Source organism: Fortiea contorta PCC 7126 (genome assembly GCF_000332295.1).
GTDB classification, from domain to species: Bacteria; Cyanobacteriota; Cyanobacteriia; order Cyanobacteriales; family Nostocaceae; genus Fortiea; species Fortiea contorta.
In genome coordinates this window covers 2616734-2639976 of sequence record NZ_KB235930.1, presented here as the reverse complement: position 1 = coordinate 2639976, position 23243 = coordinate 2616734, and the positions used below count along the sequence as shown (strand labels likewise).

At 42.6% G+C, this 23243-nt stretch carries 21 protein-coding genes; 7 read left to right on the top strand and 14 right to left on the bottom strand.

Features of this window, described 5'->3' with window-relative positions; all coding sequences use genetic code 11:
* Positions 1–78 precede the first annotated feature (78 nt).
* The 3 genes from MIC7126_RS0112230 to MIC7126_RS32255 all read left to right on the top strand — a co-directional run bounded on the left by MIC7126_RS0112230 (position 79) and on the right by MIC7126_RS32255 (position 3831).
* Positions 79–1077: a helix-turn-helix domain-containing protein gene (locus tag MIC7126_RS0112230; RefSeq protein WP_017653440.1), complete on the top strand. Its 999-nt coding sequence runs from the start codon at positions 79–81 to the stop codon at positions 1075–1077.
* Between the two features lie 98 nt (positions 1078–1175).
* The gene (locus tag MIC7126_RS0112225; RefSeq protein ID WP_026100203.1) at positions 1176–3656 is read left to right on the top strand and encodes a TonB-dependent siderophore receptor; all 2481 of its coding nucleotides are present in this window, start codon (positions 1176–1178) and stop codon (positions 3654–3656) included.
* Positions 3657–3696: 40 nt separating this feature from the next.
* The gene (locus MIC7126_RS32255; protein WP_274517486.1) at positions 3697–3831 is read left to right on the top strand and encodes a hypothetical protein; all 135 of its coding nucleotides are present in this window, start codon (positions 3697–3699) and stop codon (positions 3829–3831) included.
* 75 nt (positions 3832–3906) lie between these two features.
* On the opposite strand, the gene MIC7126_RS0112220 is transcribed toward MIC7126_RS32255, so the two are convergent.
* The 9 genes from MIC7126_RS0112220 to MIC7126_RS0112180 all read right to left on the bottom strand — a co-directional run bounded on the left by MIC7126_RS0112220 (position 3907) and on the right by MIC7126_RS0112180 (position 15080).
* A complete protein-coding gene (locus tag MIC7126_RS0112220) occupies positions 3907–4278 on the bottom strand; it encodes a sulfite exporter TauE/SafE family protein (RefSeq protein ID WP_017653437.1) in 372 nt (123 codons plus the stop codon).
* A gap of 26 nt (positions 4279–4304) precedes the next feature.
* Positions 4305–5270, bottom strand: coding sequence for an acetamidase/formamidase family protein (locus MIC7126_RS0112215; RefSeq protein ID WP_017653436.1), 966 nt, complete (start codon positions 5268–5270; stop codon positions 4305–4307).
* A gap of 12 nt (positions 5271–5282) precedes the next feature.
* A complete protein-coding gene (locus MIC7126_RS0112210; RefSeq protein ID WP_017653435.1) occupies positions 5283–5957 on the bottom strand; it encodes an AIM24 family protein in 675 nt (224 codons plus the stop codon).
* Between the two features lie 123 nt (positions 5958–6080).
* Positions 6081–6677, bottom strand: coding sequence for an urease accessory protein UreG (ureG, locus tag MIC7126_RS0112205; RefSeq protein ID WP_026100202.1), 597 nt, complete (start codon positions 6675–6677; stop codon positions 6081–6083).
* Between the two features lie 79 nt (positions 6678–6756).
* Positions 6757–7443 (bottom strand): urease accessory protein UreF, encoded by a 687-nt coding sequence (locus MIC7126_RS0112200; protein WP_017653433.1) that lies wholly within the window; start codon positions 7441–7443, stop codon positions 6757–6759.
* Complete coding sequence (gene ureE, locus MIC7126_RS0112195; protein ID WP_017653432.1) at positions 7421–7864, bottom strand: urease accessory protein UreE; 444 nt, start codon at positions 7862–7864, stop codon at positions 7421–7423. Before ureE ends, MIC7126_RS0112200 begins: the two co-directional genes overlap by 23 nt.
* Before the next feature lie 382 nt (positions 7865–8246).
* Positions 8247–13313, bottom strand: a complete 5067-nt coding sequence (locus tag MIC7126_RS0112190) for an ATP-binding protein (protein ID WP_017653431.1) — start codon at positions 13311–13313, stop codon at positions 8247–8249.
* A 5-nt stretch (positions 13314–13318) separates the two neighbouring features.
* A complete protein-coding gene (locus tag MIC7126_RS27510) occupies positions 13319–13528 on the bottom strand; it encodes a hypothetical protein (RefSeq protein WP_017653430.1) in 210 nt (69 codons plus the stop codon).
* A 466-nt stretch (positions 13529–13994) separates the two neighbouring features.
* Complete coding sequence (locus MIC7126_RS0112180) at positions 13995–15080, bottom strand: RuBisCO accumulation factor 1 (RefSeq protein WP_017653429.1); 1086 nt, start codon at positions 15078–15080, stop codon at positions 13995–13997.
* A gap of 64 nt (positions 15081–15144) precedes the next feature.
* Here MIC7126_RS0112180 and MIC7126_RS31245 point away from each other — a divergent pair, with 64 nt between their 5' ends.
* Positions 15145–15465, top strand: a complete 321-nt coding sequence (locus MIC7126_RS31245; RefSeq protein WP_081603024.1) for a hypothetical protein — start codon at positions 15145–15147, stop codon at positions 15463–15465.
* Here MIC7126_RS31245 and MIC7126_RS0112170 read toward each other — a convergent pair.
* On the bottom strand, positions 15425–16561 hold the full coding sequence (locus tag MIC7126_RS0112170; RefSeq protein WP_017653427.1) for a cob(I)yrinic acid a,c-diamide adenosyltransferase: 1137 nt from the start codon (positions 16559–16561) through the stop codon (positions 15425–15427). The genes MIC7126_RS31245 and MIC7126_RS0112170 overlap by 41 nt on opposite strands.
* Before the next feature lie 419 nt (positions 16562–16980).
* Between MIC7126_RS0112170 and fraC the strand changes: the two genes are divergently transcribed.
* From fraC to MIC7126_RS0112155, 3 genes are all read left to right on the top strand, one after another.
* Positions 16981–17520 carry a filament integrity protein FraC gene (fraC, locus tag MIC7126_RS0112165; protein WP_017653426.1) on the top strand — a complete coding sequence of 180 codons (540 nt, stop codon included), beginning with the start codon at positions 16981–16983 and terminating at the stop codon, positions 17518–17520.
* Positions 17521–17583: 63 nt separating this feature from the next.
* Complete coding sequence (gene fraD, locus MIC7126_RS0112160) at positions 17584–18615, top strand: septal junction protein FraD (RefSeq protein WP_017653425.1); 1032 nt, start codon at positions 17584–17586, stop codon at positions 18613–18615.
* A gap of 33 nt (positions 18616–18648) precedes the next feature.
* Positions 18649–19428 (top strand): ABC transporter permease, encoded by a 780-nt coding sequence (locus MIC7126_RS0112155; protein ID WP_017653424.1) that lies wholly within the window; start codon positions 18649–18651, stop codon positions 19426–19428.
* A 7-nt stretch (positions 19429–19435) separates the two neighbouring features.
* Here the strand turns inward: MIC7126_RS0112155 and MIC7126_RS0112150 are convergent, their stop codons facing one another.
* The 4 genes from MIC7126_RS0112150 to rpmG form a co-directional block, all read right to left on the bottom strand.
* Positions 19436–20053 carry a pentapeptide repeat-containing protein gene (locus MIC7126_RS0112150; protein WP_017653423.1) on the bottom strand — a complete coding sequence of 206 codons (618 nt, stop codon included), beginning with the start codon at positions 20051–20053 and terminating at the stop codon, positions 19436–19438.
* Between the two features lie 481 nt (positions 20054–20534).
* Entirely contained in the window at positions 20535–22586 is a 2052-nt protein-coding gene (locus tag MIC7126_RS0112145; RefSeq protein ID WP_017653422.1) for a ribonuclease catalytic domain-containing protein, read from the bottom strand.
* Positions 22587–22829: 243 nt separating this feature from the next.
* Entirely contained in the window at positions 22830–23045 is a 216-nt protein-coding gene (rpsR, locus tag MIC7126_RS0112140; RefSeq protein WP_017653421.1) for a 30S ribosomal protein S18, read from the bottom strand.
* A gap of 2 nt (positions 23046–23047) precedes the next feature.
* A complete protein-coding gene (gene rpmG, locus MIC7126_RS29355) occupies positions 23048–23242 on the bottom strand; it encodes a 50S ribosomal protein L33 (RefSeq protein WP_081603023.1) in 195 nt (64 codons plus the stop codon).
* Position 23243: the final 1 nt, after the last annotated feature.

Sequence of the window (23243 nt, the reverse complement as noted above, 5' to 3'; positions counted from 1 at the left end):
CACACAGTCACGCCAAATTCAGCAAATTTAATGAGATAATTTCTTAATTACTAGATAAGATTTTATCTCAACATCGCTATGACAATCACCCTTTCCCAGCAAGAGTTTGATGGGCTATTTGAAGAGACAGTCGAACCTTCCCAGCACCCAGATCCAGATGATGCGATGGACATAGTATACAAATACCCGCGACGGCTAGGACAAGGTTACTGGCGGAGAATTCAGTTGCGCCCAGGATTAGAGTTGATTATTGGCAATTTGCAAATGCGCGATCGCATGATTATTTTACAACCAGAACAAGAACATGATGCCTTAGAATATCACTTCCATTTTTCTGGAGAACATTACGATCAATACAGAAGTGTTGCTGGAGGCGAATACAGTTTTCTAGGAAGTGGATTAGATCCCAAACAAACCAGCGATTGTTCAGATAAACACTCATTTCTGGAGATAAATATTTACATGCAGCCGGAATCACTATATTCTTTTGCTGCTAATACAGAAGGACAATTACCCCAACAATTGCAACCGTGGATTCGGCAATCTCATCAAACATATTACTGCCGATGTGGTCGTGCCACACCAGCTATGTACACTATTGCACGGCAAATTATCCAATGTCCCTATCAGGGAATCGCCAAGCGGATGTATTTGGAAGGGAAAGCTTTAGAGTTAATGGGAATGTTGGTTGCACAGGAGATAGAAATTAATGATGGTAATTATCGTCTCCACACTTTAAAACCCGATGTAGTAGAGAGAATCTACCATGCCAGAGATATTTTATTGAAACGATTGCACAATCCACCTTCGTTTATGGAGTTGTCAAGGGCTGTGGGTTTAAATGATTATCTGCTGAAACAGGGATTTCGTCAGGTATTTGGCACCACAGCTTTTAGTTATTTACATCACTATCGCTTAGAGCAAGCGCGTCAACTTCTAGATACTGGAGATTTAAAAGTGTCAGAAATTGCTAACATTGTCGGCTTTGTCAGCCACAGTTATTTCACCGCAGCCTTTAGGAAAAAATTCGGTTTTTCACCCAAGCAATATCAAATGCAACAAAAAAAATCCGTCTAGCGATAAAAAAAAATCCGTCTAGCGATAAAAAAGCCTTCCTATCACACCAAAAATTGCAGTAATGTTTCTGACAATTGTTTTCAATTTGGGTGTGAGCAGTGTTGAATTTGTGGCAGACATCGCTTTTTCTGACAGGTGCATTTTCGCTTCTGGGAATGCAAGCAGCGTGGGGACAAACTCCTGATGGTCATCGCGGCGCTCAAATTTTGGTACAGTCCGCAACACCAACATCAGAAATTATTCTAGTTACTGGAGTTAAGGCAAATCCTACAGATAAGGGTTTAGAAATTGTTCTCCAAACTAACAAAGGGGAACAGCTACAAATCACCAACAGCAGTACTGGTAATAATTTTATTGCTGATATCGCCAATGCTCAGTTACGTTTAGCTAATGGTGATGGTTTCGCGTTTCGTTCCGAAAAACCACTTGCGGGAATTACAGAAATAACTGTAACCAACTTTAACGCAAATACTGTGAGGGTGACAGTTGTCGGTGAAAAAAGTTTACCAACAGTTGAGTTATTTGACAGTGATGAAGGTTTAATTTTTGGTGTCACAACTTCAGCAACAGCAACGCAACCAGAGGAGCCAGCAAGTCAAACACCACAAGAGCAACCAGCAGCGCAGCAGGATGAGTCGATTGAATTGGTGGTGACAGGAGAACAAGATGGATATCGAGTACCAGATGCTACTACTGGAAGTAGGCTTGATATTCCACTACTGGAAACACCTGCATCAATTGGCGTAATTACAGAGGAGTTTATTGAGGATAAAGCACCCCGACGAGTGGAAGACTTAGCCCCTTATACTAGCGGAGTGACAGCAGGGAATATAGGACAAGGTGGACTGTTCACTGACTTTCAAATTCGTGGATTTAGTACAGGTAGCCAAGTTTATGTTAATGGATTACGAGATAATTACCGTTCTTTAATCAGAGACTTTGCTAATATTGAACGTCTGGAAATTTTGAAAGGTTTCTCTTCTTTGCTTTACGGAACAGGCTCACCCGGTGGAGTAGTTAACTTCATTACCAAAAAGCCTCAAGCCACACCCAGTTATAAATTTTCAGCCGATATAGGTAGCTTTAATTTTTATCGCACTGAAGTTGATTTAACAGGGCCGTTAACTGATGATAAAAATCTACTTTATCGTCTCAATTTAGCTCTTCAAGATGCAGATGATTTTGTAGACAACGTTGAAGATAATCGTATTTTTGTTGCTCCATCACTGACATTTTTAACAGGTGGAGGTGGCTCTTTAACAGTTGAAGGGGAATATTATCGACAAGATAAAGACTTTAATACTGGAGCTAAATTTTTTGATGGTCAGATTTTTTATGACCGCAGTTATACAGATCCTCGTAATAGCCAAATTTATAATCACTATCGCATTGCAGCTTACTTAGACCAGCCAATTAGTAAGCAGTGGTCGGTTAATCTGAGCGGTCAGTATTTTAATACACAAAGAGAAGCTAATCCAATTTTTGTTGCACTTGGCTTTGAGGGTGACACATTAACACGTTTTTATCGAACAATTTTTGATGATTATTATCAATATAATCTTCGAGGTGAAATCAGAGGAAACTTTAATATTGGCTCATCAGAACACAAATTACTCACAGGCTTTGAGTACAATAAATATCGCTCAAGATTCAATGGTGTTAATGCTGGCTTTTTTGGCAGTATTGACGTTGTTAACCCTAGTTTTGATGTTCCTATTCCCACTGGACTTACTAATCGTTCAGTTGATTTTAGTGATAGTGATTGGGGTGTTTATATCCAAGATTTTGTGAAAATTGGACAATTTAGGTTACTGGCAGGTTTACGCTATGGTGGATTTGATTCTGTAACTGGTAGCGCAGATAATTTTGTTTCTCCCAGCATTGGTTTAGTTTATAGTTTGACAGATTCAGCCTCAATTTATGCTAGCTTTAGTCAATCAACTGAGCCGCAATTTGGTTTACTCTCAGACGGGAATGCTCCTGAAGCTAGAAAGGCTACTCAATATGAAGTTGGTGCTAAAGTGAATCTGTTAAATGATAGATTGACTATCACGACAGCACTGTTTAACTTAAAGCAAACCAATATTGCAGAAACAGATCCTAGTAACCCAGATTTCAACATCCTTGTAGGTGATATTCGTAGCCAGGGTTTTGAATTAGATATTCAAGGCAAAATTACCGAGAATTTTAGTCTGATTGCGGCTTACACTTTCCTAGATTCAGAAATTACTAAAAGTGTCGTTCCCGGACAAGCAGGGAATCGACCAATTAATAGTCCACAACACAGCGTTGGTCTTTATGGGAAGTACGAATTTACTGGAGGTTCACTAAAAGGGTTGAGTTTAGGTACAGGTTTAGTTTATGTGGATGAAAGACAAGGAGATAACGAAAACACTTTTGAGCTTCCTGGCTATGTGCGAGTTGATTTAGGTGCTGCTTACAAAGTTAACAACTTGACTTTTAGGTTAGGAATTGAAAACCTTTTTGATACTCGTTATGCAGCCGGTTCAAATAATCGAGCTAACATTACTCAGGGTTCACCTTTTGCAGTGACTGGTTCCGTTTCAGTGGAGTTTTAACTCTATCTAAACAGGTGAGCAGAATAGTCAAGCGATTGAATTGAGTCTAACGGGCGAAATTCTTCCCGGTTGGAATATTTTTGACTACTATGCTTGTACACATACCCGAATTACGAAAGATAAGGAACTGTTTCTTGGCAGTTTTAAACTGGGTGATAACGAAAGCGATCGCTAAATTTTACCACAGCGATCGCTCATATTAAAAACAACCACAATGGCGCTGGTTACTGTCAAAATTAACTGCCAAATTTCATTTGTCAATTAAATAACGCGCTCCTAACAATAGCAAAAAAATGCCATACAATTTTTTCATGGTTTCACTGCTAATAAATGGCTGATTGGCAAACAATGCGCCAAATAAATTTCCTACTATCAAACCAGCAGCAATTAGCAAGGCGTATTTGATATTCAGATTACCATTACGATAGTAAACTGCTGCACCTAAGATACCAATTGGTAAGATTTGAGCCGCAATGGAAGTACCTGTGGCAAATTTTTGATCTAAACCGATAAGTAGCACCATTGCTGGTACCATAATTGCACCACCACCAATCCCAAACATACCACCAGCTACACCAGCCACCAGACCGATTAGCAGCATTTGGATGACTATATTAGACATGAGAAACTGTTGTGTTTTTTGATCAGCTACAAACTTATTTTATGGGAGAAGATGGATTTTGGGAGCAGACCATGAACACCTTTGATGGGATGATTGACAACTTGAGTGATGCGAAAATTCACCGCTAAACTGGACAATACATACGCATCTTCTGGTGATATTTTGATGAAAGACACCAAGAAGTCAATCATATGTTTTAAAGCTAGTTCTAAGGCCGCATCTAAAGTTTCCGCAAACCCCATTGTGATGATATCAGTAGGTGTCTCAGCTATGGGAGTTTTTATTGATATATCTTGGTGGAGTGTCAGCTTAATTCTACCATTCATGGAAGTTTCAATAGCAGTGACATTGACTTCGCCGTCTCCTTGGGCTGAATGTCCATCACCAATGGAAAATAAAGCGCCAGGAACAAATACAGGTAAAAAAACTTTTGCACCTACTTGGAGTTCTCGATTATCGATATTACCACCATAAGCGCCCGGTGGAATTGAATTGCGGGCGTTTTCTGGAGTAGCGACACCAAGAATTCCAAAAAATGGTTGGAGAGGAATTTTAATGCCGCTACCTGAAGGAAATTCGGTGATATTATTATTTAAATCTAAGGAAATAAATCTTAATGCTGGTTGATGAAACTGGTGTGGTAGGGCGCCCCAACCTGCACGGATAGCATTGAAACCTATTGGTAAACTGGGTGCGATCGCTTGCAATTCTACTTCTAAAACGTCCCCAGGTTTGGCATTTTTAATATAAATTGGCCCTGTTAGTAAATGCGGCCCCCCAGCTATGATGCGTTCTGGTGGGAGATTTTTACAAATATCGACAAATTCTGGTGTGAGAAACTCTGGTGGTGCTTTGTCATAAAGATAGTAACCAGTATAAGTTTCAATATCAATTGTATCTTCAGAGTCAACAGTTAGCGCTGGTTGTAATAAATGAGAAAAGCCACCAAGATGTACTGTTTCTCTGGTAGCTTTTAAAATGTGGTGAGTCACAGTGAATAATTTTTAACTAGAACTGGAATTTTTAGGAATAGCGGCGATAATTTGATTGAGAAACATCACGTGCCAATAAGGAACGGGTGCGAGTAAAACTGTTCCTGTTCCCTCGAAAGTATTAACTAAAAACTCACCAGAAGTCATGGAACCGAATATAGATTTTGTGGCTTTTTCCACGCGATAATTAAGAGTAGTTGTTCGAGCGATCGCAAAACTGCCGTCAACTACTAACCGATCATTCCGTAAGTGTACCACTTCTACTGGCCCTGGTGCGCTCATCACCACTTTTCCTCTACCTTTGACTTTGGTTTGAAATAAACCTTCGCCACCCATAAAGCCAGATAGTAGTTTATTGCGCTCAATTCCCACTTCGATATTATAATCACTTGCCCAATAAGAACCACTCTCTAAAATCCATTCACTACTATCTAATTCTAAGATGTAATATCCCGATAAAGAAGGCTCTAAATATAATTCACCAGTTCCTTTATAAGTGGGACGAAAGACATTTTCGCCTGTAGCTAATGATTTCAAAAATCCTCCAGCAGAAGGAACTTTTGATTCCATAACTATATCTCCCCGCATATAAGACATCGCGCCTGATTCAGTGCGTACTGTTTCGTTTTGCAAAGTTATTTTGACTTGGCGCAAGTTTTCGCGTTCGATAATTTCAAAATGTGCCATGAGGATTTCCTAATTTGAGTTAAGATTTCTAGAGTATTGGTGAACCACGGTTCGGATACATTTCTGGCACATACTTTCCCAAATGACAAGTAATATCAATTTAAAATTCGTAGCGCAGCTATACTAGCTCATATTGGCGGCGACAAATTGAATTACATCTGCTAATCCGGCTTGAGTTTTTAAATTAGTAAAAACAAAAGGTTTATCGCCACGCTTTTTTTTTGTATCCCGTTCCATCACATTTAAATCTGCGCCGACATAAGGTGCTAAATCAGTTTTATTAATTACTAATAAATCAGATTTAGTGATTCCTGGCCCACCTTTACGAGGAATTTTATCACCTGCAGCCACATCAATTACATAAATTGTTAAATCTACTAATTCTGGACTAAAGGTAGCAGCTAAATTATCGCCACCGCTTTCTAAAAAAACTAAATCTAAATTGAGAAATCGCTGTTCTAACTGTTCAATTGCTGCTAAATTCATCGAAGCATCTTCACGAATGGCTGTGTGGGGACAACCTCCAGTTTCTACACCTAAAATGCGATCGCTTGTCAAAGCCTGAGAACGCACTAAAAACTGAGCATCTTCTTGAGTATATATGTCATTTGTGACGACGGCAATCTGATATTGAGCACGCAAAGCTTTACACAAAGCATCCACCAGCGCCGTTTTTCCCGAACCCACAGGGCCAGCCACTCCAACTCTAAATGTAGTTATTGTCATTTGGGATTTGTGATTGTTTATTTGTCGAGAGTCAAGGGTTAGACGTGATTCTCCTTCACTTAAGCGCGCCCATTCAACTTCTAAACAACCTAGTATACTGGGTTTCGTGTTGCATACTCGCTAAGGATAAACCCCAGCTACAACACGCGAGATGATCGTCTGTGAGGGCGAGAATTTCTACTGCTGCTGTGTTGAATGATGTTTGTAGTTGCAATAATATCTCTTGTCCAGCAGTTTGTCCTAGAGGAATCAGTTTAACGCCTGCGGTGATCAAATTACTAGCCCAACTATGCAGATATGCTAGCAAAGAAGCGGTATGATTAATTTGCCAGTGAGCAGAGGCAATGCCAAAAGCGATCGCATAATTGCTAGGATTACCCACAATATTCACAATAGGCATTATTTGTGGATCAAGTTTACCAAGTAATTGCATCAGCGATCGCCCCATCTGCCAACTAGAGGTGCGTAATTCTGCTGTTTCTCTCGCCGCAGATAACCACAAATTCCAGCGACATAAAGCTTCCATATCACCTACGCTGACAGATTGATGCGATCGTAGCATCACTGCTGCTTCCACCCGAATCGCACCGTAACGCAGTTGAGATTGTAACCAGTGTTGGAGATTTGTTTGACTGTTGATCGTACCATTTTCTACCAACGTTTCCAAGCCTTCAGAATAACTATACGCTCCCACCGGTAAGCTGGGGCTAGCCAACTGCAAAATAGACAAAAAATGATTATTCGTGAGATTGATGTCCATAAGCACCAGTTTCGGGGTGAAAAGGTAAATTTTCGGCTTTGACTTCCAGCCCCATCTGTTCCAACATGATGCGTAAAACTGGGTCTGGTGATAAACGCAAATATTCTGGGGTAATTTCTACCGGTAAATGACGATTGCCTAGATGATATGCTGCTCGCAGTAACAAATGCGGTGTGCGGGCGAATACAGTCAAAACTGGTTCGGATTTAGCAACAATTCTGATCAAATCACAGTAGTTTTCATCTTGTAAAATGTCTCCATCCCTGAGCACTGTACCTCTAGGTAGACGGACAAATACAACTGTCCCATCTTCCATTTCAAAGCGATGACGACTACGGTGACGTTCTTCTGCTGTTAACGCGAGGGTAAAACTTACTACTGTATCAGGGTTCGATGGTTTACATTGGGTCAACATCAGCATAGTTCAAAGGCATAAGAAATTTTTAAGCAAACCACCTGTTAAAAGCTTCTAGCTGTTAACTTGTGTGAAAGCTTTGTCGATTTATACCAAAACGATACTATACTAATTCGAGACATACTTAAGTAAAATCTAAAACTTGTATTTTATTTTGGAAAAATACGTAGTGAACTGACACAGCTAAAATGTTGCATTAGATTTTTATTTTTGTACTACTAAGGCACAAAATTAGTCCGGTCACGCCACTACATATCTTTTCAATAATCAAATCGGATTTCTATATTTACTTTATAAATAGGCTCTGATTGGTAAATGGTAGTAATCTGTCCCCAAAGTTTTGCGTCTCTACATTCAACAAGTTTTTAATTCAACAAATTTTTAAAAACTATCTATTAATTTGCCAGAGATTACTAATAGCTTGTACTAACTGTTCTGGATCTATAGGCTTGGCGAGATGGTTTTGAAATCCTGCTCTCAAGGCTTGTTGCTGATTCATTTCCCCCGCGTAAGCAGTCAGCGCGATCGCTAAAATCTGACTATCGCTTGGAGTTTGCATGGCGCGAACCTGCTCAATGAGCATGTATCCGTCCATGTTGGGCATACCAATATCACTAACTAGGACATCTGGTGGAGTCTGGGCGATCGCTTCTAGTGCTTCTAGTGCTGAAGCTGCGGTGGTGACGTTTCCTCCCGCAGTTTCTAAAACGAAAGCGATTAACTCTCTAGTGTCTATCTCATCGTCAACCACAAGTATGTCAATACCAGATAGGGGCGAGGTTTCTAGGTTAGCGGGTGCAGACTGTTCAGAATTTTCTGTGGTGTTTTCTAGCTTTAACAGTGGCAAACTAACGGTAAAAGTCGCGCCTTTTCCTTCTCCTGGGCTAGTAGCCTCGACAGTACCGCCATGCAATTCTACTAAGTGACGAACGATCGCTAAACCCAACCCCAAACCACCAAACTTGCGGGTAGTGGCGCCATCTTCTTGACGGAAATATTCAAACACGTGGGGTAAAAAGTCTGGATGAATACCTTTACCTGTGTCGCTGACTTGAATTTGGGCGTGGGAGTTGACGCGTTTTAGACAGATCTCTACTTCTCCCATTACATCTGTAAATTTTACAGCATTTGTGAGCAAATTCCAAACTACTTGTTGAAGACGAGCAGCATCGCCTAAAACTTCCCCAATATTTGGTTCAATAATTGTCTGTATTTGAATTGATTTAGCTTGGGCTGCTAGCTGTACAGTTTCTTGAGCAGCGGCAATCACCGACGCTAAGTTCACAGCGGTTGTTTCTAGGCGGAATTTACCTAAGAGAATGCGAGAGACATCTAATAAGTCTTCGATCAGTTGGGCTTGAAGTTTGGCGTTGCGTTCGATGGTTTGGATGGCTTGAGTGGTTTTTGTAGAATCCAAGCGGCCGTTGAGCAGTAACCTCGACCAACCCAAAATCGGATTCAAGGGCGATCGCAATTCATGGGAAAGCACAGCTAAAAATTCATCTTTAATCCGGTTAGCGGTTTCCGCTTGCGCGCGGGCGGCTTGCTCTTGTTCCAATAGCCGTTCGCGCTGTTGCTCTAGTTGTTTTTGCTCCTCAATATCTGTGGCAGTACCAAACCATTTAATCACCTTACCCCGGGGATTTTTTAAAGGTACTGCTTGGTGTAAATGCCAACGATAGACGCCATCTACTCGGCGCATTCTGCCTTCAGCTTGATAGTGTATCCCGGCTTGCTGTGCTCCTGACCAATTTTGGCTCAGTTGTGGTAAATCTTCAGGATGGACAAGTACTTGCCAACCTTCCGCTTGAGCCTGAGCTAAATTCAAGCCGGTAAAGTTTGTCCAGCGTTGATTGACATCGGTAAGTGTGCCATTGGTATCAGCAGTCCAGACTAGTTGGGGAATTGATTCTACTAGATATCTATAACGTTCTTCACTTTGCCGTAGACTGGCTTCAATATATTTACGTTCTGTAATGTCTTCGGCGATACCAGCTATGCGCCGAGTTTGTCCTGGTTCATGTTCCAAATTGTAACCGCGATCGCGCACCCACCTAATTGCACCATCAGGACGCACCACTCGATATTCAATACTCAAATTTCCCGTTTCCAAACATTGGCGGGCGGCTGTTCGCACCATTTCTCGGTCATCTGGGTAAACGTTGTTAATCCAATCTTGAAAATTCTCATATAAACTTCGACAAGAGCGTCCCCAAATTTGTTCATAGGCTGGACTGACATAGAGCGCTTGCTGTCGGTCAAAATCCACAATCCAGAACACATCTTGCACAGTTTCTGCCATCTGTCGGAATCTGTTTTCACTCTCCCACAATGCAGCTTCTGCTTGTTTGCGAGCCGTGATATCGCGCTGAGTCCCCCAAGCCCGTATCAGTTTGTCATCTTCAATAATTCCCACGAGATTATTCAAAAATACTTTCGGATTTCCCTGTTGATCCGTCTCGTAGGATTCAGCATCAACGAGGCGATAGCCGGAGCGAATAAAGGCACGCAGATATGCTAAGTTGAAAGGATTTGACTCTACCAGAAAATCCCCCAGCCCCCTACCAATCAACTCGCTAGGGGAAGACACGCCGTACATTTGCGCCATGACTTGGTTGCATTCTGCTAAGTAGCAATGCTGATAGAAGTGTTGTATTTGTTCTGCTTCCGGAATGTTAATCGCTACCGGTGTTGTGATTTCAAAACACCAAATAGCTTCCGAACTTTGCTCCACAAAGACTCGATAGCGCTCTTGAGTTTCTTGCAGTGCTAGCTCGGCTTGTTTGCGATCAGTAATTTCTGACACCAGCATTGATATTTTATCATCGCTGGGATAGATGCGGTTGTCAAACCAGCGTTGCCACGGCTGATAAAAATACTCAAATTGTATGGGTATTTGCTCGGTTACAGCCCGATGGGCTTGGGTGTATAGTTCATGACCTATTAGATCAGGGAATAATTCCCAGACACTTTTACCTAAGAGGTCTTCTCTAGCTATGCCTGTAACTTCTACTACTCGGTCATTGACGTATATGTAGCGCCACTGATGGTCTAGGACTAAAAATTGGTCTTTGATACTGGCTAGGACATTGGCTAGGTTGGTTCTAGCGGCTTCAGCTGCTGCTTGCGAGGTTTCACTGAGCGATCGCAGTTCTTGTTCTCGTTGTAGTGCTTCTCGTCGCCAGCGAGCCAGTTTCAAGTTTACCTCTACCCGTGCCAATAATTCGCGGGCTGAAAACGGCTTGATCAAATAATCATCGGCTCCGGTTTGTAGTCCTTCCACTCTGGATTCTTCGCCAGCGCGAGCAGATAAGAGAATGATGGGAATTTCTCTGGTGGCTAGATCACGACGCAGCGATCGCAGCAATTCAAACCCGTCCATGACAGGCATCATCACATCACTTAAAATCAAATCTGGCTGATGTTGACCAATTGCTGTTAATGCTGCCATACCGTCGGTGACTGTTTCTACTGCATATCGCTGACTTTGTAACAATCGCTTGACATATTCTCGCATATCTGAATTATCTTCAACTAAGAGAATGCGAGGGGGAACGGCGTCGGAGACGACAGGCTCAGACCTGGTTTGGATCGGCTCTCTAGCTTCTGGTACTGTATTCCTAGTCTCTTGTTGTGTGGGTAGCCACTGCCAAGCTTCCTCCACGTAAGACACAGGGTCTATAACAGTTGGGGTTAGCGTCCTACTGGTGCTGATTCTGTCTGGAGGTAGATGGGAAGCTCCTTGAGGAATTGACACAGTGAAACAACTACCAGATCCCAGCACGCTGGTAACTTCAACTCTCCCACCGTGCAGTTTTACCAATTCTTCTACTAAAGATAGCCCAATTCCTGAGCCTTCAAATGTCCTTCCTTGGGAACCTTTAACCCGATAAAACCGCTCGAATAAACGCGGTAGCTCCTCTTCAGGAATGCCGATACCTGTGTCACAAACAGAAAGCTCGAAGCGATCGCTTTGGGATTGCAAGGTGACGGTGATTTCTCCCGCAAAGGTGAATTTAAAGGCGTTGGAGAGCAAGTTTAAGACTATCTTTTCCCACATTTCCCGGTCTACATAAGCTGGCGCCGGAAATGAGGGACAATCAACTAATAAGCGCATACCCGCTCGTTCGATGGCAGAGCGAAACACGCTGGCTAACTCAGCCGTAAAAGTTCCTAAATCTGTGGGTTTATAAACCGCTTGAATTCTTCCCGCTTCAATCCGCGAGAAATCGAGTAAGGTATTGACCAGTTTCAGCAAGCGGCGACTGTTACGATGTACCATGTCTAAAGACTGCCGTTGTGTGCCTATGGGTGTATCATCTGGTACTGAGAGTGTCTCTTCCAAAGGACTGAGCATCAGCGTCAAGGGTGTGCGAAACTCATGGGAGACATTACTAAAAAATACAGTTTTCGCGCGGTCTAGCTCTGCTAGGGCTTCGGCGCGCTCTCGTGCTTCTTCGTAGGCGCGAGCATTAGCGATCGCTGTAGCCACATTGCTAGCAATTAATTCAAAAAACCCGTGATAATGTTCATCAAATCGGCGTCGTGGGCTAATACCCAAGACGAGCCACCCGGCTTGTTGTTGAGTTTCCGGACGAGCGATGGGTAAAATTACAGCTTGTTGTGGTAATGTTTCTGCCGTGTTGTTCGAGAAGAGATCATTTAAATTCTCGACGATGATTGATTTTTCTGTGCGGATCACCTCGGCAATTTGCCAAGGATCGAGGTTTTGCGTTAAATCAATTTGTTGAAAACTAGGAATATTTTCAGCTGCAATACCTACAGTACCAACTAAATGCGCTTGGTTGCCGTCTTTGCTCATCAAATACAGCAGCACTAAGGGAATGTCGGTGGGATTTTTACTAAGAGTATCTGTTGTGATCCGACAAGCTGCAGCAATAGTCTTAGCTTCTCCTGTATTTGCAGCCAATTCACGCAAAGTTCGTAGTCGTCGTTCACCGATTACTTGTTCTGTGGTTTCATTACACGCACAAAAAACACCCCCCACACCATTACTCTCGTCTCGGACTGGACTATAAGAGAAGGTGAAGTAAGTTTCCTCAATGTAGCCGTTGCGATCCATTAACAACTGCAAATCTTCAGACCAAGTAGGCTCGCCGGTATTCAAAACTATATCTGTCAGGGGGCCGAGGGTGTGCCAAATTTCTGCCCACATGTCCCGCGCGGAGTTACCCAAGAATTGCGGATGCTTGGTTGCTCCGAGAATTGGGCGATAGGCATCATTATAAACTGCGGCTAAATCTCTTCCCCACCAAACGAACATAGGGTAACGAGAGTTGAGGATAATGCTGACAGTTGTTTTTAAGCTTTGCGGCCACGCTGATACATCGCCGAGGAGAGTTTGTGACCAGTCGAGCGATCGCATGACTCGCCCCATCTCACCACCGCCTGCAAAAATATCCTCTGGGAGAGTCACTTTTACTGGGTCAGTCACCGTCTCTACTCCGCTGCTAAAAAATATTTAGTCAGTAGGTTTTTGCCTAGCTCGTGTAACTGTAGCTCTGGCAAATTGACCAAATCTGCTAACACTGCTTTAATTTGTAGAAGTGCCAGGGGTAACGGTTGCACGTAACTGCGTTCCCAAAAGCCGATTTTACCATAGGCGACGCCCCATGAATTTGTTAGTTGCTCTTGGCTAAAATTTATCATTATTAATTCATAATTAAATCGCACACGGGAACGGCCGATTTTAACTAAGAATTATGTTTTCTTGTATCATGTCTCATCATCTAGGAAATTTTGATAATTGTTTATCTATCAAAAGATTTAATTTTTAGCTTTTGGATCTATTTCCACAAGCCCTTGACTGAGGCAAGATGAAGCTATAGAGACGCCTACGCTTTTAGCGTTCCCGCTGGGTAATTTCCACTGGTGTCAACTTAACGTAAAACCTATAGCCCACAAGGAACTGAAGTTCCTTGCTAATAACAGAAGTCATCTCAAGATGACTAAAATATGCAAAAACTCTTTAGTCTACTTCAGTAGACTTTGGTTATTAGCCTTGAACTTCAGTTCTGGGCGGGTGTGAAAGCCAACAGATAAGCTATTTCTCGCTTAAGTTGACACCAATGGGTAATTTCGCGTCTCTACGAGGTTAACTGTTCCCCACGCTCTTTTATTCGTCAATCTGCCAAGAATCTTTGGTAACTTCTTCGTCTAAAATTCTTTTGGGACGGACAATAACAACAATTTTTCCTAACAAAGGGATTTCTGGCTTGGTGTCAAACCACTGAAAATCTAACTCGCCGCTATGCTCAACTATAAAGTAGCTGGAAGCGTCCCATTCTCTTTGCGCGCGGTCTACAACTATCACCACCTTTCCTGCTCGTCCTGATGGATGGTTAGGGAGGTGCTCACTAGAAGATAAAATTGCTACTGGGTCTTGGGCACTTAAAAGCGTTTGCCAACCCGGTAGAGGTATCCAAGCTTGCTCACCAGTAAATTTAACTAGGCGAAATGGTTCGATTTCTGTAATTAAAGGTACGGCTTGCAATTCTTGCAGTGTTAACGGATACTCTCCGACAACAGGGATAATACGGGGTAACTCCTCCTCAGAATCGAGGCGGTAGAAGGGTAACAAGGGAGCGGGACGCTTGGGAACAGTAGTAAAATCTGTGAGTAACTGTTCTATTTGTTGCCTAGCTGCTTGCGTGTGGGCAAAGCGTAGACCCTTAGCGATCAGATGCGATCGCGCTTGTAAATCTGAGTTTTGACGAGCCAGTTTCCAAGCTTGATAAGCAACAGCATCACCAGGATGAGCAGAAAATCCCGATGGTAAACTACCCAAACGAGAAAAATCTTTAATAGCCTTAGCGACTTCCCGCGCTTCGTCTGCGTCTAGTTTGTGGACACAAGTCAAATCAGCCGCAGCGGCGCGTTGTTCTTGAGTCAGCAAGCGCAATTCATATAAAATATCACTACCGCGCTGGGCGTAGTGCGATCGCGTCGCCGCTGCAGCTTCACCTTTTTCCAAAGAATTGTAAACTTGGGAGCCAACAACCACTTGATTTTGTTGCACCGGCTCAAATCCCGTAGCTTCAAAAATATCTTGAGGACTGTAACCAGCCTTAAGTAATTGAGCGATCATTACACCCCATTCAACCCAATTACCTTGTTTTTGTCTCAATTTTCGCAGCAACTCCTGTGCGACATCAGCCACATCAGGATCAGGATTTTGAGTGTTAGGTGGTAAGTCAGTCATAAACAGTACAAAATTCAAAATTACAAAACACAGTCTAAAAAAGTTTATATGTTAATTGTGAAGCATGGGGAATTGGGAAGGTGGGGAGGTGGGGAGGTGGGGAGGTGTGGGAGGTGTGGGAGGTGGGGAGTGTGGGAGGTGTGGGGAGGTGGGGAGGTGGGGAGGTGGGGAGGCTTTAAGTTTTGATGTCCAAGTTTCTGGTTTAAAGGCGCAAACTTTATCACCCCATCACCCCATCCCCCCATCACCCCATACCTCGGCTTCGCTCGGTACAAGTCACCCCATCATCCTATCCCCCCATCACCCCATCCCCCCATCCCCACACTCCCCATCCTCAAAAAAACTTAAAAATCTACCCCACGCTTGGGTTCCACACCTTGATTAGCGTAATGTTTGTGACAATAAACTTCAGAATGGACGCTGGCTAAGTCGAAGTAAGCGGGTTGCTGCTGACAGCGACCTGTAATAATCACCTCCGTGTCGCGGGGTTTACGGAGTAGAGCTTGAACAATCGGTTCAACGGGGAGTAATTCCAGATCAACAGTAGGGTTGAGTTCATCAAGGATAATAGTTTTATATAATCCACTGGCGATCGCTGTTTTGGCAATTTCCCAACCCCGCTCGGCTTCCACATAATCTAATTCTTGCCGAGAATTTCGCCAAACGATCGCATCTCGACCACAACGTTGATGATCCACCACTTCAGGATATGACTGCTGCAGAGCTGCGATCGCCGCATCTTCTGTGTAACCACTACCACCTTTGAGCCACTGCATAATTAACACGCGGGTAGATCCTGGATGATTAATCCCTCTACCTATAGCTTGCAAAGCCTTACCCAGGGCGCTAGTAGACTTACCTTTCCCAGCACCAGTATAAATTTCAATGCCGTCAATCAACAACGCTTTCGCTGTTGGGTGGTGTTGGGGTTTCATTTCTGAATGTAAGTCAGCAATATCCAGCAACTTCTGAGGAGCGCCACGTCCAGTAGCAATAATCTCTAAATCTTGGGGTTTGGACTTTAACACCCGCACCACCTCATCCACACCAAGCAAATTTAAATCTAAGACGGGGTTAATTTCGTCCAAGACTACAACCGAATATAAACCGCTAGCGATCGCTCCTTTCGCCACATCCCAACCCCGCGCTGCTTCCGCACGGTCAAAAGCCGTAATTTCCTCAGCCCCAAAAAACTCGGCTCTCCCAGTCCGAACCTGGTCAATCAGGTGGGGGAAACCCCGCTGTAAAGCCGCAATTGCACCATCTTCATCATAATTCCGCTCCGGCCCCTTGAGAAACCGCAGCAATAAGACACGGCTAGAATCATTTGGTGTATTTATCCCCAAGCCAATCGAGCGCAAAACCACCCCCAAAGCCGCTTGGGACTTTCCTTTCCCAGCGCCATCGTAGACATGAATTTGACCAGCGAGCCGTTCAGGACGCACTTGCGCCGTGCGAATACCGATACCGTTCCTTGTCATCTCTCGAAAAGCTCTCAAGTAGAAGTCTTTTATCTTACCTAACGTCTTGCTCTGTGAGGTAGAGACGCTTAGATATTACGTACGTAACATAGTCAACTAAATGTATTAAAAATACAAATCTGAGAATACTGGCACATTCAGGCGATAAATGGTAAGAACAATGAGATAATTGCCCCCAATACTCTGACTATCCCGGTTATACTCTCTAAAGTCAACTAAAAGCTGAAGTCTGAAATTACTCCACCTGTAAAGCGAAAAGTTGAGCCATTGTTGCTGGCGGGTTTCTCACGCCACTTGCTATCTCAGAAATATTGGTAATAGGTAATCACCCGATTATTAATTACCAATTACCAAATTCCTTGTCTCCTTGTGAGCGAAGAATTTTATCCTTAATCTTTTATTTTTCTTCAACACCTTTTATGCTTGAAAACTGGACGCTCCCAAGAATTTTTCCCATCGGTGCTGTTTTATTCCACTTTTTATTTTTACTTGTATCCATCCCTATAGAAGCCTATATTTTCAACAATCGGCTGAAATTTGACAAAAAAACTAGCATCTTTTATGCCAGTTCTATTAATCTTTTTTCTAGTGTGATTGGTTGGCTGGTGTTTTTTATGATAGAGCCAACCTTACCCATACCAGTAAAATCAGAATTAATTAATTACGTATTCTTCAATAATTTTAGAGACCCCAGCAGTCAGACATTTGTAATTTTAACTGCCTTCATCATTTTCTTTGCCACGTTTTTGATGAAATTTGTCCTTTTGAGAATATTCTTATTCTCAATTAATGACAAACCAGCAGAAAAAGTAGAAGATAATTCTACCTCGTTGGCGAGAAGAGGAAGGCGAGTGACCAAATTAAAATTCCAAAACACTAACCTTGTCATAACTACCCTAATAGCAAATTCCCTCAGCTATACTGCGATTACTATTTTGTTATTAATTCGCGTCCGTTAGGATATCTTAATTTTGCCATTTCCCAGATACATAACGCTCACTGAATAATTTTGAGGTCAAAACATGGCGACTCTATTTAAAGACTTATTAGTCATATTTAAATTCGTTACAGATAGTTTGCTGGGGTTGAGAAAATTAGTAGTTCCAGCTAAAGCCTATTCCTGGCAAACATTCATTTATTTAAGTTTATATTCTTGGGTAATTTCATATTTTGCCACTACTCCTATTAAGGAGATAATAGCTCTATTTGGTTGGTTATTTCTCATTGCAGGTACTGCTTGGTATACCACAGAAGATCCTGTCAGAGTTCCGGGAACATTTATGCCGGTGGGAGCTTTAATCACCGGATTTTTAGTTAGTGTTTTTGCTTTTGGTAATGAGCTAAATGGAATTACACCTCAAACTATCGTGCTTTGGCCGACAATTTCCGCGTTAGTGACTGTTATCCCCAATTTTTTCGTGGGAACTGGTGTTGGTGCTAAACCACAAATCCCCAAACCGGAAGACCGCCAAAAATTGATTATCTTACTAGGAAGTTCGATGCTCATCAGCTGCTGGCTTCAGTTCTATTTTGTCATGGATAATTGGTTAATGGAATACCCAAGCGTACAGTCAGATAGTTTTAAGCGCAGTACTTTTGTCGTCAGAACAGAAATCCCACCTACCAACCCTCCCAATGGAATTTTTATCTTAAACAAACTCCAGCCACTAATAGAAAATGAAATAGATGCTCGACCTTGGTCACAAGTAGAAAAATGGCTACAAAATGCCAACACAAATCTTAACCGACTCAAGCAACAAGTTCTACGCGAAAAGCGGTTGCAAAATCATGAAGAAAAGGTATTATGGGATATTCAACCCCGGATATCCAACCCTAATCCTAATAAGAAAGACGAATATTTATTAGATATAGTCGGTATTTGGATTGGCCCTAGTTCCAACTCTCGCGGTTACTATTTTAAAAAGTCTTGTCAGGTGGGACCAATTGCAAGGTCTGCAAACACTAAAAAACCAGAAGAATCAGTGATCGTTGCAGAAATTGAATGCGGTCGTGTCAGCAAGCCTATTGTCGGAACACCCCCCGCGCAAAGATGACAAAGAAATAACAAATAACAAATATCAAGTGTGATGAGTTTTGCTAGAATTTTCGTCATTGCCAGAAATGAATTCTTAGAAATTATCCGCGATCGCGTTTTGTATATTATCTGTTTTTACGCAATTATTCTCGCTATCGCTATTCGCTTACTTCCAGAATTTGCAGCTACTACCGAAAACAAAATATTTCTGGATTTTGGGTTAGTAGCGATGAGTATAATTGGGTTAATTGTTGCTATTTTCGTAGGTACGGGAATGGTGAACAAGGAAGTAGAAAAACGAACTATTTTAATCTTAATTGCTAAACCAGTTGGTCGGGGTGAATTTATTGCTGGTAAATATTTAGGGCTATTGGCTGTCATAGCTGTACTCATCACGATGATGACAGTAATCTTTCTAGGATTTTTGCAACTTGGTAAAATTACTTATTCATCATTGAGTATTTTTATTGCAGCGATTTTCTTATTTTTACAGCTAACTTTAATTGCCGCAACAGCAATTGCTTTTGGTGTCTTTAGTAGTTCCCTGTTGGCGATAACTTTAACGTTTGCTGTATATTTGATGGGGAATGTAACCCAAGATTTATTGCAATTTGGGCGTCTCAGTCGCAACCCCACTGTCGAACGTCTTTCCCAAGCTCTATATCTAATTTTGCCAGATTTATCTCGTTTAAATATGCGGAATGACGCCGTTTATGGTTTAGCAGCGCTGTCTGACCCAACTACCTTAATCGCTAATGCTGGCTATGGCTTATTGTATAGTGCCATGCTATTAGCGATCGCTATCCTCATTTTTTCTCAACGGGAATTTTAGTTTGGGATTATTCCCTAACACCCAAAAAAAATATCTCTGGATACTTAATTGTGCCGTCAGACATGATTGTATTGTGCAATTTAGCATAAGTCAGGTTAGTTTGACTCAACTGTGCTTGGTTTAAATTGGCTGCTGTTAGGTTTGCCCAAGTCATATCTGCACCAGTTAAGTTAGCATTAGTTAAGTCTGCTTCTACTAGTGTTGCACCACAGAGCATGGCTCCCGTGAGATTAGCTCTGACCAAAATAGCTTCAATTAGAGAAGCTTCTACTAATTTGGCTCCAGTCAAGTCAGCCGCAGTTAAATCCGCTGTACACAAAGACGCGCCCCAAAGATGAGTATAATTGAGCTGCGATCGCCATAAAAAAGCTCCACATAAATTCGCTTGGCTAAGAACCGCATTAGTTAAATTTGCTTCACTCAAATTAGCGCCTGTCAAATTAGCTCCACTCAGATTAGCACCGACGAGGATGGAGCCAGATAAATTAGCTCCACGTAAATCCGCTCCCGTCAAATTCACACCGCTTAAATCAAACGATTTGAGGTCAATTCCCCTGAAATTACATCCACTTAAATCTTGGTGCTGAAAAAATTGCTCTGTGAGTTGATCAGCATAATTTATCATGTTATGTGCCTCAAGGTGTAAATTTTAACTACGGTTCTTGGTAAAAGTGACTGTATATTGAGAGTACACCCCAAAAGTAGATTCGCTAGGCTCTAAAACACCAATATCTGCAAAAAAAATCAATTCGCAACGAAAAATCAACGATTGGAGCGTTTTTCACACAGCAAATTCTGACATAAGTCACGAAAGATTGATAATTAAATCCTATAACTTACTTAAGATTTGATCATCGCCCATCACAATACCATTGACCATCGAGACATAAAATAACCATTGGTATGATTATTTTCCGGCTACGGTAGGCAAAAGGCAACAATGGAATAAAAATAACACTTTCATATCATGCAAAATTGTGGGCGTTGCAGTTTCACCCCATCAACACTATTCGTTGGAACACTGTTCCCCGTTCTTTTTTTTCAAAGTGGGTAAAAAACGTTTCCCTGTTCCCTATTCCCTGTTCCCTGTTCCCTTTTTTTTATATTCAATTAACAGCTTCTTGATAAATTATTTCTTGAAACTGAATCATATCTTTTTGTGGATCAGCAAGTCCCACTTTCACTAATAACTGTTCACCTAAATTCACATCTCTCTTAAAAGTCATTGGCAATTGTAAGCCCAAATCTTCTAACAGAATCAGCGCCAGATTGTTGTCTTCTCGCAACCACATTAAAACGGTAACTTGCCAAACTTGCTCTGGATGACGACGCAAATACTCCAAAGCCCAGTATCTATTGGTTTGTCGTTCTACCATTGTCACCTCTTGGGTAGTACTGGTGACTGTCATCATCACTTCTTTGAGTTGTTCAGCAGAGAAGGGGGGAACTTCACCCCGTAGGTGGGCTTTGAGCTGAAAATGGGTGAGTAAGTCGCTGTAGCGGCGGATGGGTGAAGTGGCTTGAGTGTAAGTGTTCAAACCCAAACCCGCATGACGCACAGGAGTGATGCTCATTTCACTCTTAGGCATACAACGACGCATAGCGCAAGCGCGCACAAATCCGGCTGGAAGCAGGATTAATTCTTGTTCGGGGGGTAATTCTGGCTGTGGCTGACCTCGGAAAGGTAGGGGTATGTTGTGAGTTTGACCGTAGCGGGCTGCGACTTCTCCCGCCAGGATCATCATTTCTGCTACTAATTGTCGAGCAGAGGAATCATCTAAAATATCGATGCTGATATCATCGCCTTTGACTTTAATCATCGCCTCTGGCATGTTGATGCTGATGGCGCCTTGAGTGTAGCGCCAAGTTCTGCGCCGTTTGGCCCAGATAGCGATCGCTGCAATTTCTGGCTCTCCCTCGACGCCCAGTTCCAACATTTCGTCTACATCTTCATAGGTGAGGCGATAGGTGGGTTTAATAATACTGGGATGGATATTAAATTCGGCTACGGCTCCAGTTTGGTCTAAAACAACTCCGAAGCTGAGGGCGCAACAAACCCGCCCCTGAACTAAACTCATGGGGCCGGTAGCCAGGACTTCCGGGAACATGGGAATCATTCCCGTAGGTAAATAAACTGTACTACCGCGTTTTCTGGCTTCTAGGTCTAGTTCGTCTTCTGGTGCTAACAACCGAGTCGGATCGGCGATATGCACCCACAAACACTCTTGTCCATTGGAGAGTGATTCCCAACTCAGACCGTCGTCGATCTCGGTTGTACTTTCGTCATCAATTGTGTACACCTTCAGGTGCGTCAAATCTAAGCGGTTCCCATCTTCATCGGATGGTGGTAAATCTAAACGCTGTTGCGCCACTTCTAATACCTTGCTAGGAAACTGAACCGGAATTGACGAGCGCCGCAGGAATAAGTTTTCGTTGCTACTCCACCAGCCCAAGTCTACCAACAGTTGAAAAGCTCCTTGGGGAGTGGCGGAACGCCCCAGCATGGTCATAGTTTCCAATACTGGGGCTGGTGGTGGATAAGCCCGGGACAGTGAGTCAAAGCTTACCCCCATCCGCACGATATCCGCCATTAAGGCTGCATATTTTTCTAGCCCTTCTAAACGCTGGCGATCGTGGCGTTGCCATTCTACCGCTTCGCCTTTAAGGGCTTGGTCTACCCGTGCTAAAAATTCCTGCTGTCCTTTAGCTTTTTGTGCTTCTACTTCTAACTGGTGTTTGCGCTCTGCTACTTGAGCTTCTGTGCGTGTCTCATAGGCGTCGCCTTTTTGTTTGAAATAGAGTTTATCGTCTGATAACAAGCAGTGAGCGGCGTAACAATAAAATGCGTCTGATTCCGAAAACAGGAGATTAGCCATCTCGGACGGGGTGACTGTTTGATCTTCTGTCACTAGTAATTCCCAAGCCACTTCTAGGCTAGATGGATCTAAATATGGCTTGACTTGTGCCAGAAAGCGGTCAATGTCTGATGGCTTGTATGTTTGTCCGTTGACTGTATAAGTAATTTGTCTAGGCGCGAGGCTGTGGGATTGACCGCGTTCATCTACCACAAACCAACGGGTTTTGCCGTCTGGACGATCCACAACTCCCAGACGGCGATCGCCTTGAACCCTAAATTCAACTAGCGTCCCCTTCTCCACGGCTCTCGCACTTTTGTAATTTTATATTTTAGATTTTGAAGCCACTGCGTTGCTTTGCAAACCAAAGTTTTAGCAAGTGGCATGATTTCGGATTCAATACCAGTGATTAAATCCAAAATTCCCTGATTTTTGTGTTGGCACAAATTTTAAAATACTCTGATTTGAGATTTTGGACTCAAAAAAATCAAGCTAAATTTCCATTTAAATGTTGCTTTTTTCGCTCATCCAAAATCCCAAATTTTTCTAGCCTTCTGCATTGATAAAGGGCAATAAAGCTACAATTCGAGCACGTTTTATTGCTAATGTCAAGTCTCTTTGTTGTTGGCATGTCAGCCCAGTGATACGGCGGGGTAAAATCTTGCCTCGCTCGGTGACAAACTTACGCAACAAATCAACATCTTTATAATCGATTGGTTCTCCGGGTTTGATCGGGGACAAACGCCGACGGTAATAGCTCATCGTTACTTAATTTCCTTGTGGACTGTGTGTTTGTTGCAGTGGGTGCAGAACTTTTTGAGTTCCAACCGATTGGTGGTGTTGCGTCTGTTCTTGGTACTTGTATATCGTGAAACACCAGGAGAACGTTTCTCCGGATTGGTGCGGCACTCGGTACATTCTAGTGTCACTATTATGCGGACACCTTTGCTTTTAGCCATA

Excerpts from the sequence above, each read along its gene's own strand:
- MIC7126_RS0112230 (WP_017653440.1), top strand. The coding sequence starts at position 79 with ATGACAATCACCCTTTCCCAGCAAGAGTTTGATGGGCTATTTGAAGAG.
- MIC7126_RS0112220 (WP_017653437.1), bottom strand. The coding sequence starts at position 4,278 with ATGTCTAATATAGTCATCCAAATGCTGCTAATCGGTCTGGTGGCTGGT.
- MIC7126_RS0112210 (WP_017653435.1), bottom strand. The coding sequence starts at position 5,957 with ATGGCACATTTTGAAATTATCGAACGCGAAAACTTGCGCCAAGTCAAA.
- MIC7126_RS0112200 (WP_017653433.1), bottom strand. The coding sequence starts at position 7,443 with ATGGACATCAATCTCACGAATAATCATTTTTTGTCTATTTTGCAGTTG.
- ureE (WP_017653432.1), bottom strand. The coding sequence starts at position 7,864 with ATGCTGATGTTGACCCAATGTAAACCATCGAACCCTGATACAGTAGTA.
- MIC7126_RS27510 (WP_017653430.1), bottom strand. The coding sequence starts at position 13,528 with ATGATAAATTTTAGCCAAGAGCAACTAACAAATTCATGGGGCGTCGCC.
- MIC7126_RS0112180 (WP_017653429.1), bottom strand. The coding sequence starts at position 15,080 with ATGACTGACTTACCACCTAACACTCAAAATCCTGATCCTGATGTGGCT.
- MIC7126_RS31245 (WP_081603024.1), top strand. The coding sequence starts at position 15,145 with ATGGGGAATTGGGAAGGTGGGGAGGTGGGGAGGTGGGGAGGTGTGGGA.
- MIC7126_RS0112170 (WP_017653427.1), bottom strand. The coding sequence starts at position 16,561 with ATGACAAGGAACGGTATCGGTATTCGCACGGCGCAAGTGCGTCCTGAA.
- fraC (WP_017653426.1), top strand. The coding sequence starts at position 16,981 with ATGCTTGAAAACTGGACGCTCCCAAGAATTTTTCCCATCGGTGCTGTT.
- fraD (WP_017653425.1), top strand. The coding sequence starts at position 17,584 with ATGGCGACTCTATTTAAAGACTTATTAGTCATATTTAAATTCGTTACA.
- MIC7126_RS0112155 (WP_017653424.1), top strand. The coding sequence starts at position 18,649 with ATGAGTTTTGCTAGAATTTTCGTCATTGCCAGAAATGAATTCTTAGAA.
- MIC7126_RS0112150 (WP_017653423.1), bottom strand. The coding sequence starts at position 20,053 with ATGATAAATTATGCTGATCAACTCACAGAGCAATTTTTTCAGCACCAA.
- rpsR (WP_017653421.1), bottom strand. The coding sequence starts at position 23,045 with ATGAGCTATTACCGTCGGCGTTTGTCCCCGATCAAACCCGGAGAACCA.
- rpmG (WP_081603023.1), bottom strand. The coding sequence starts at position 23,242 with ATGGCTAAAAGCAAAGGTGTCCGCATAATAGTGACACTAGAATGTACC.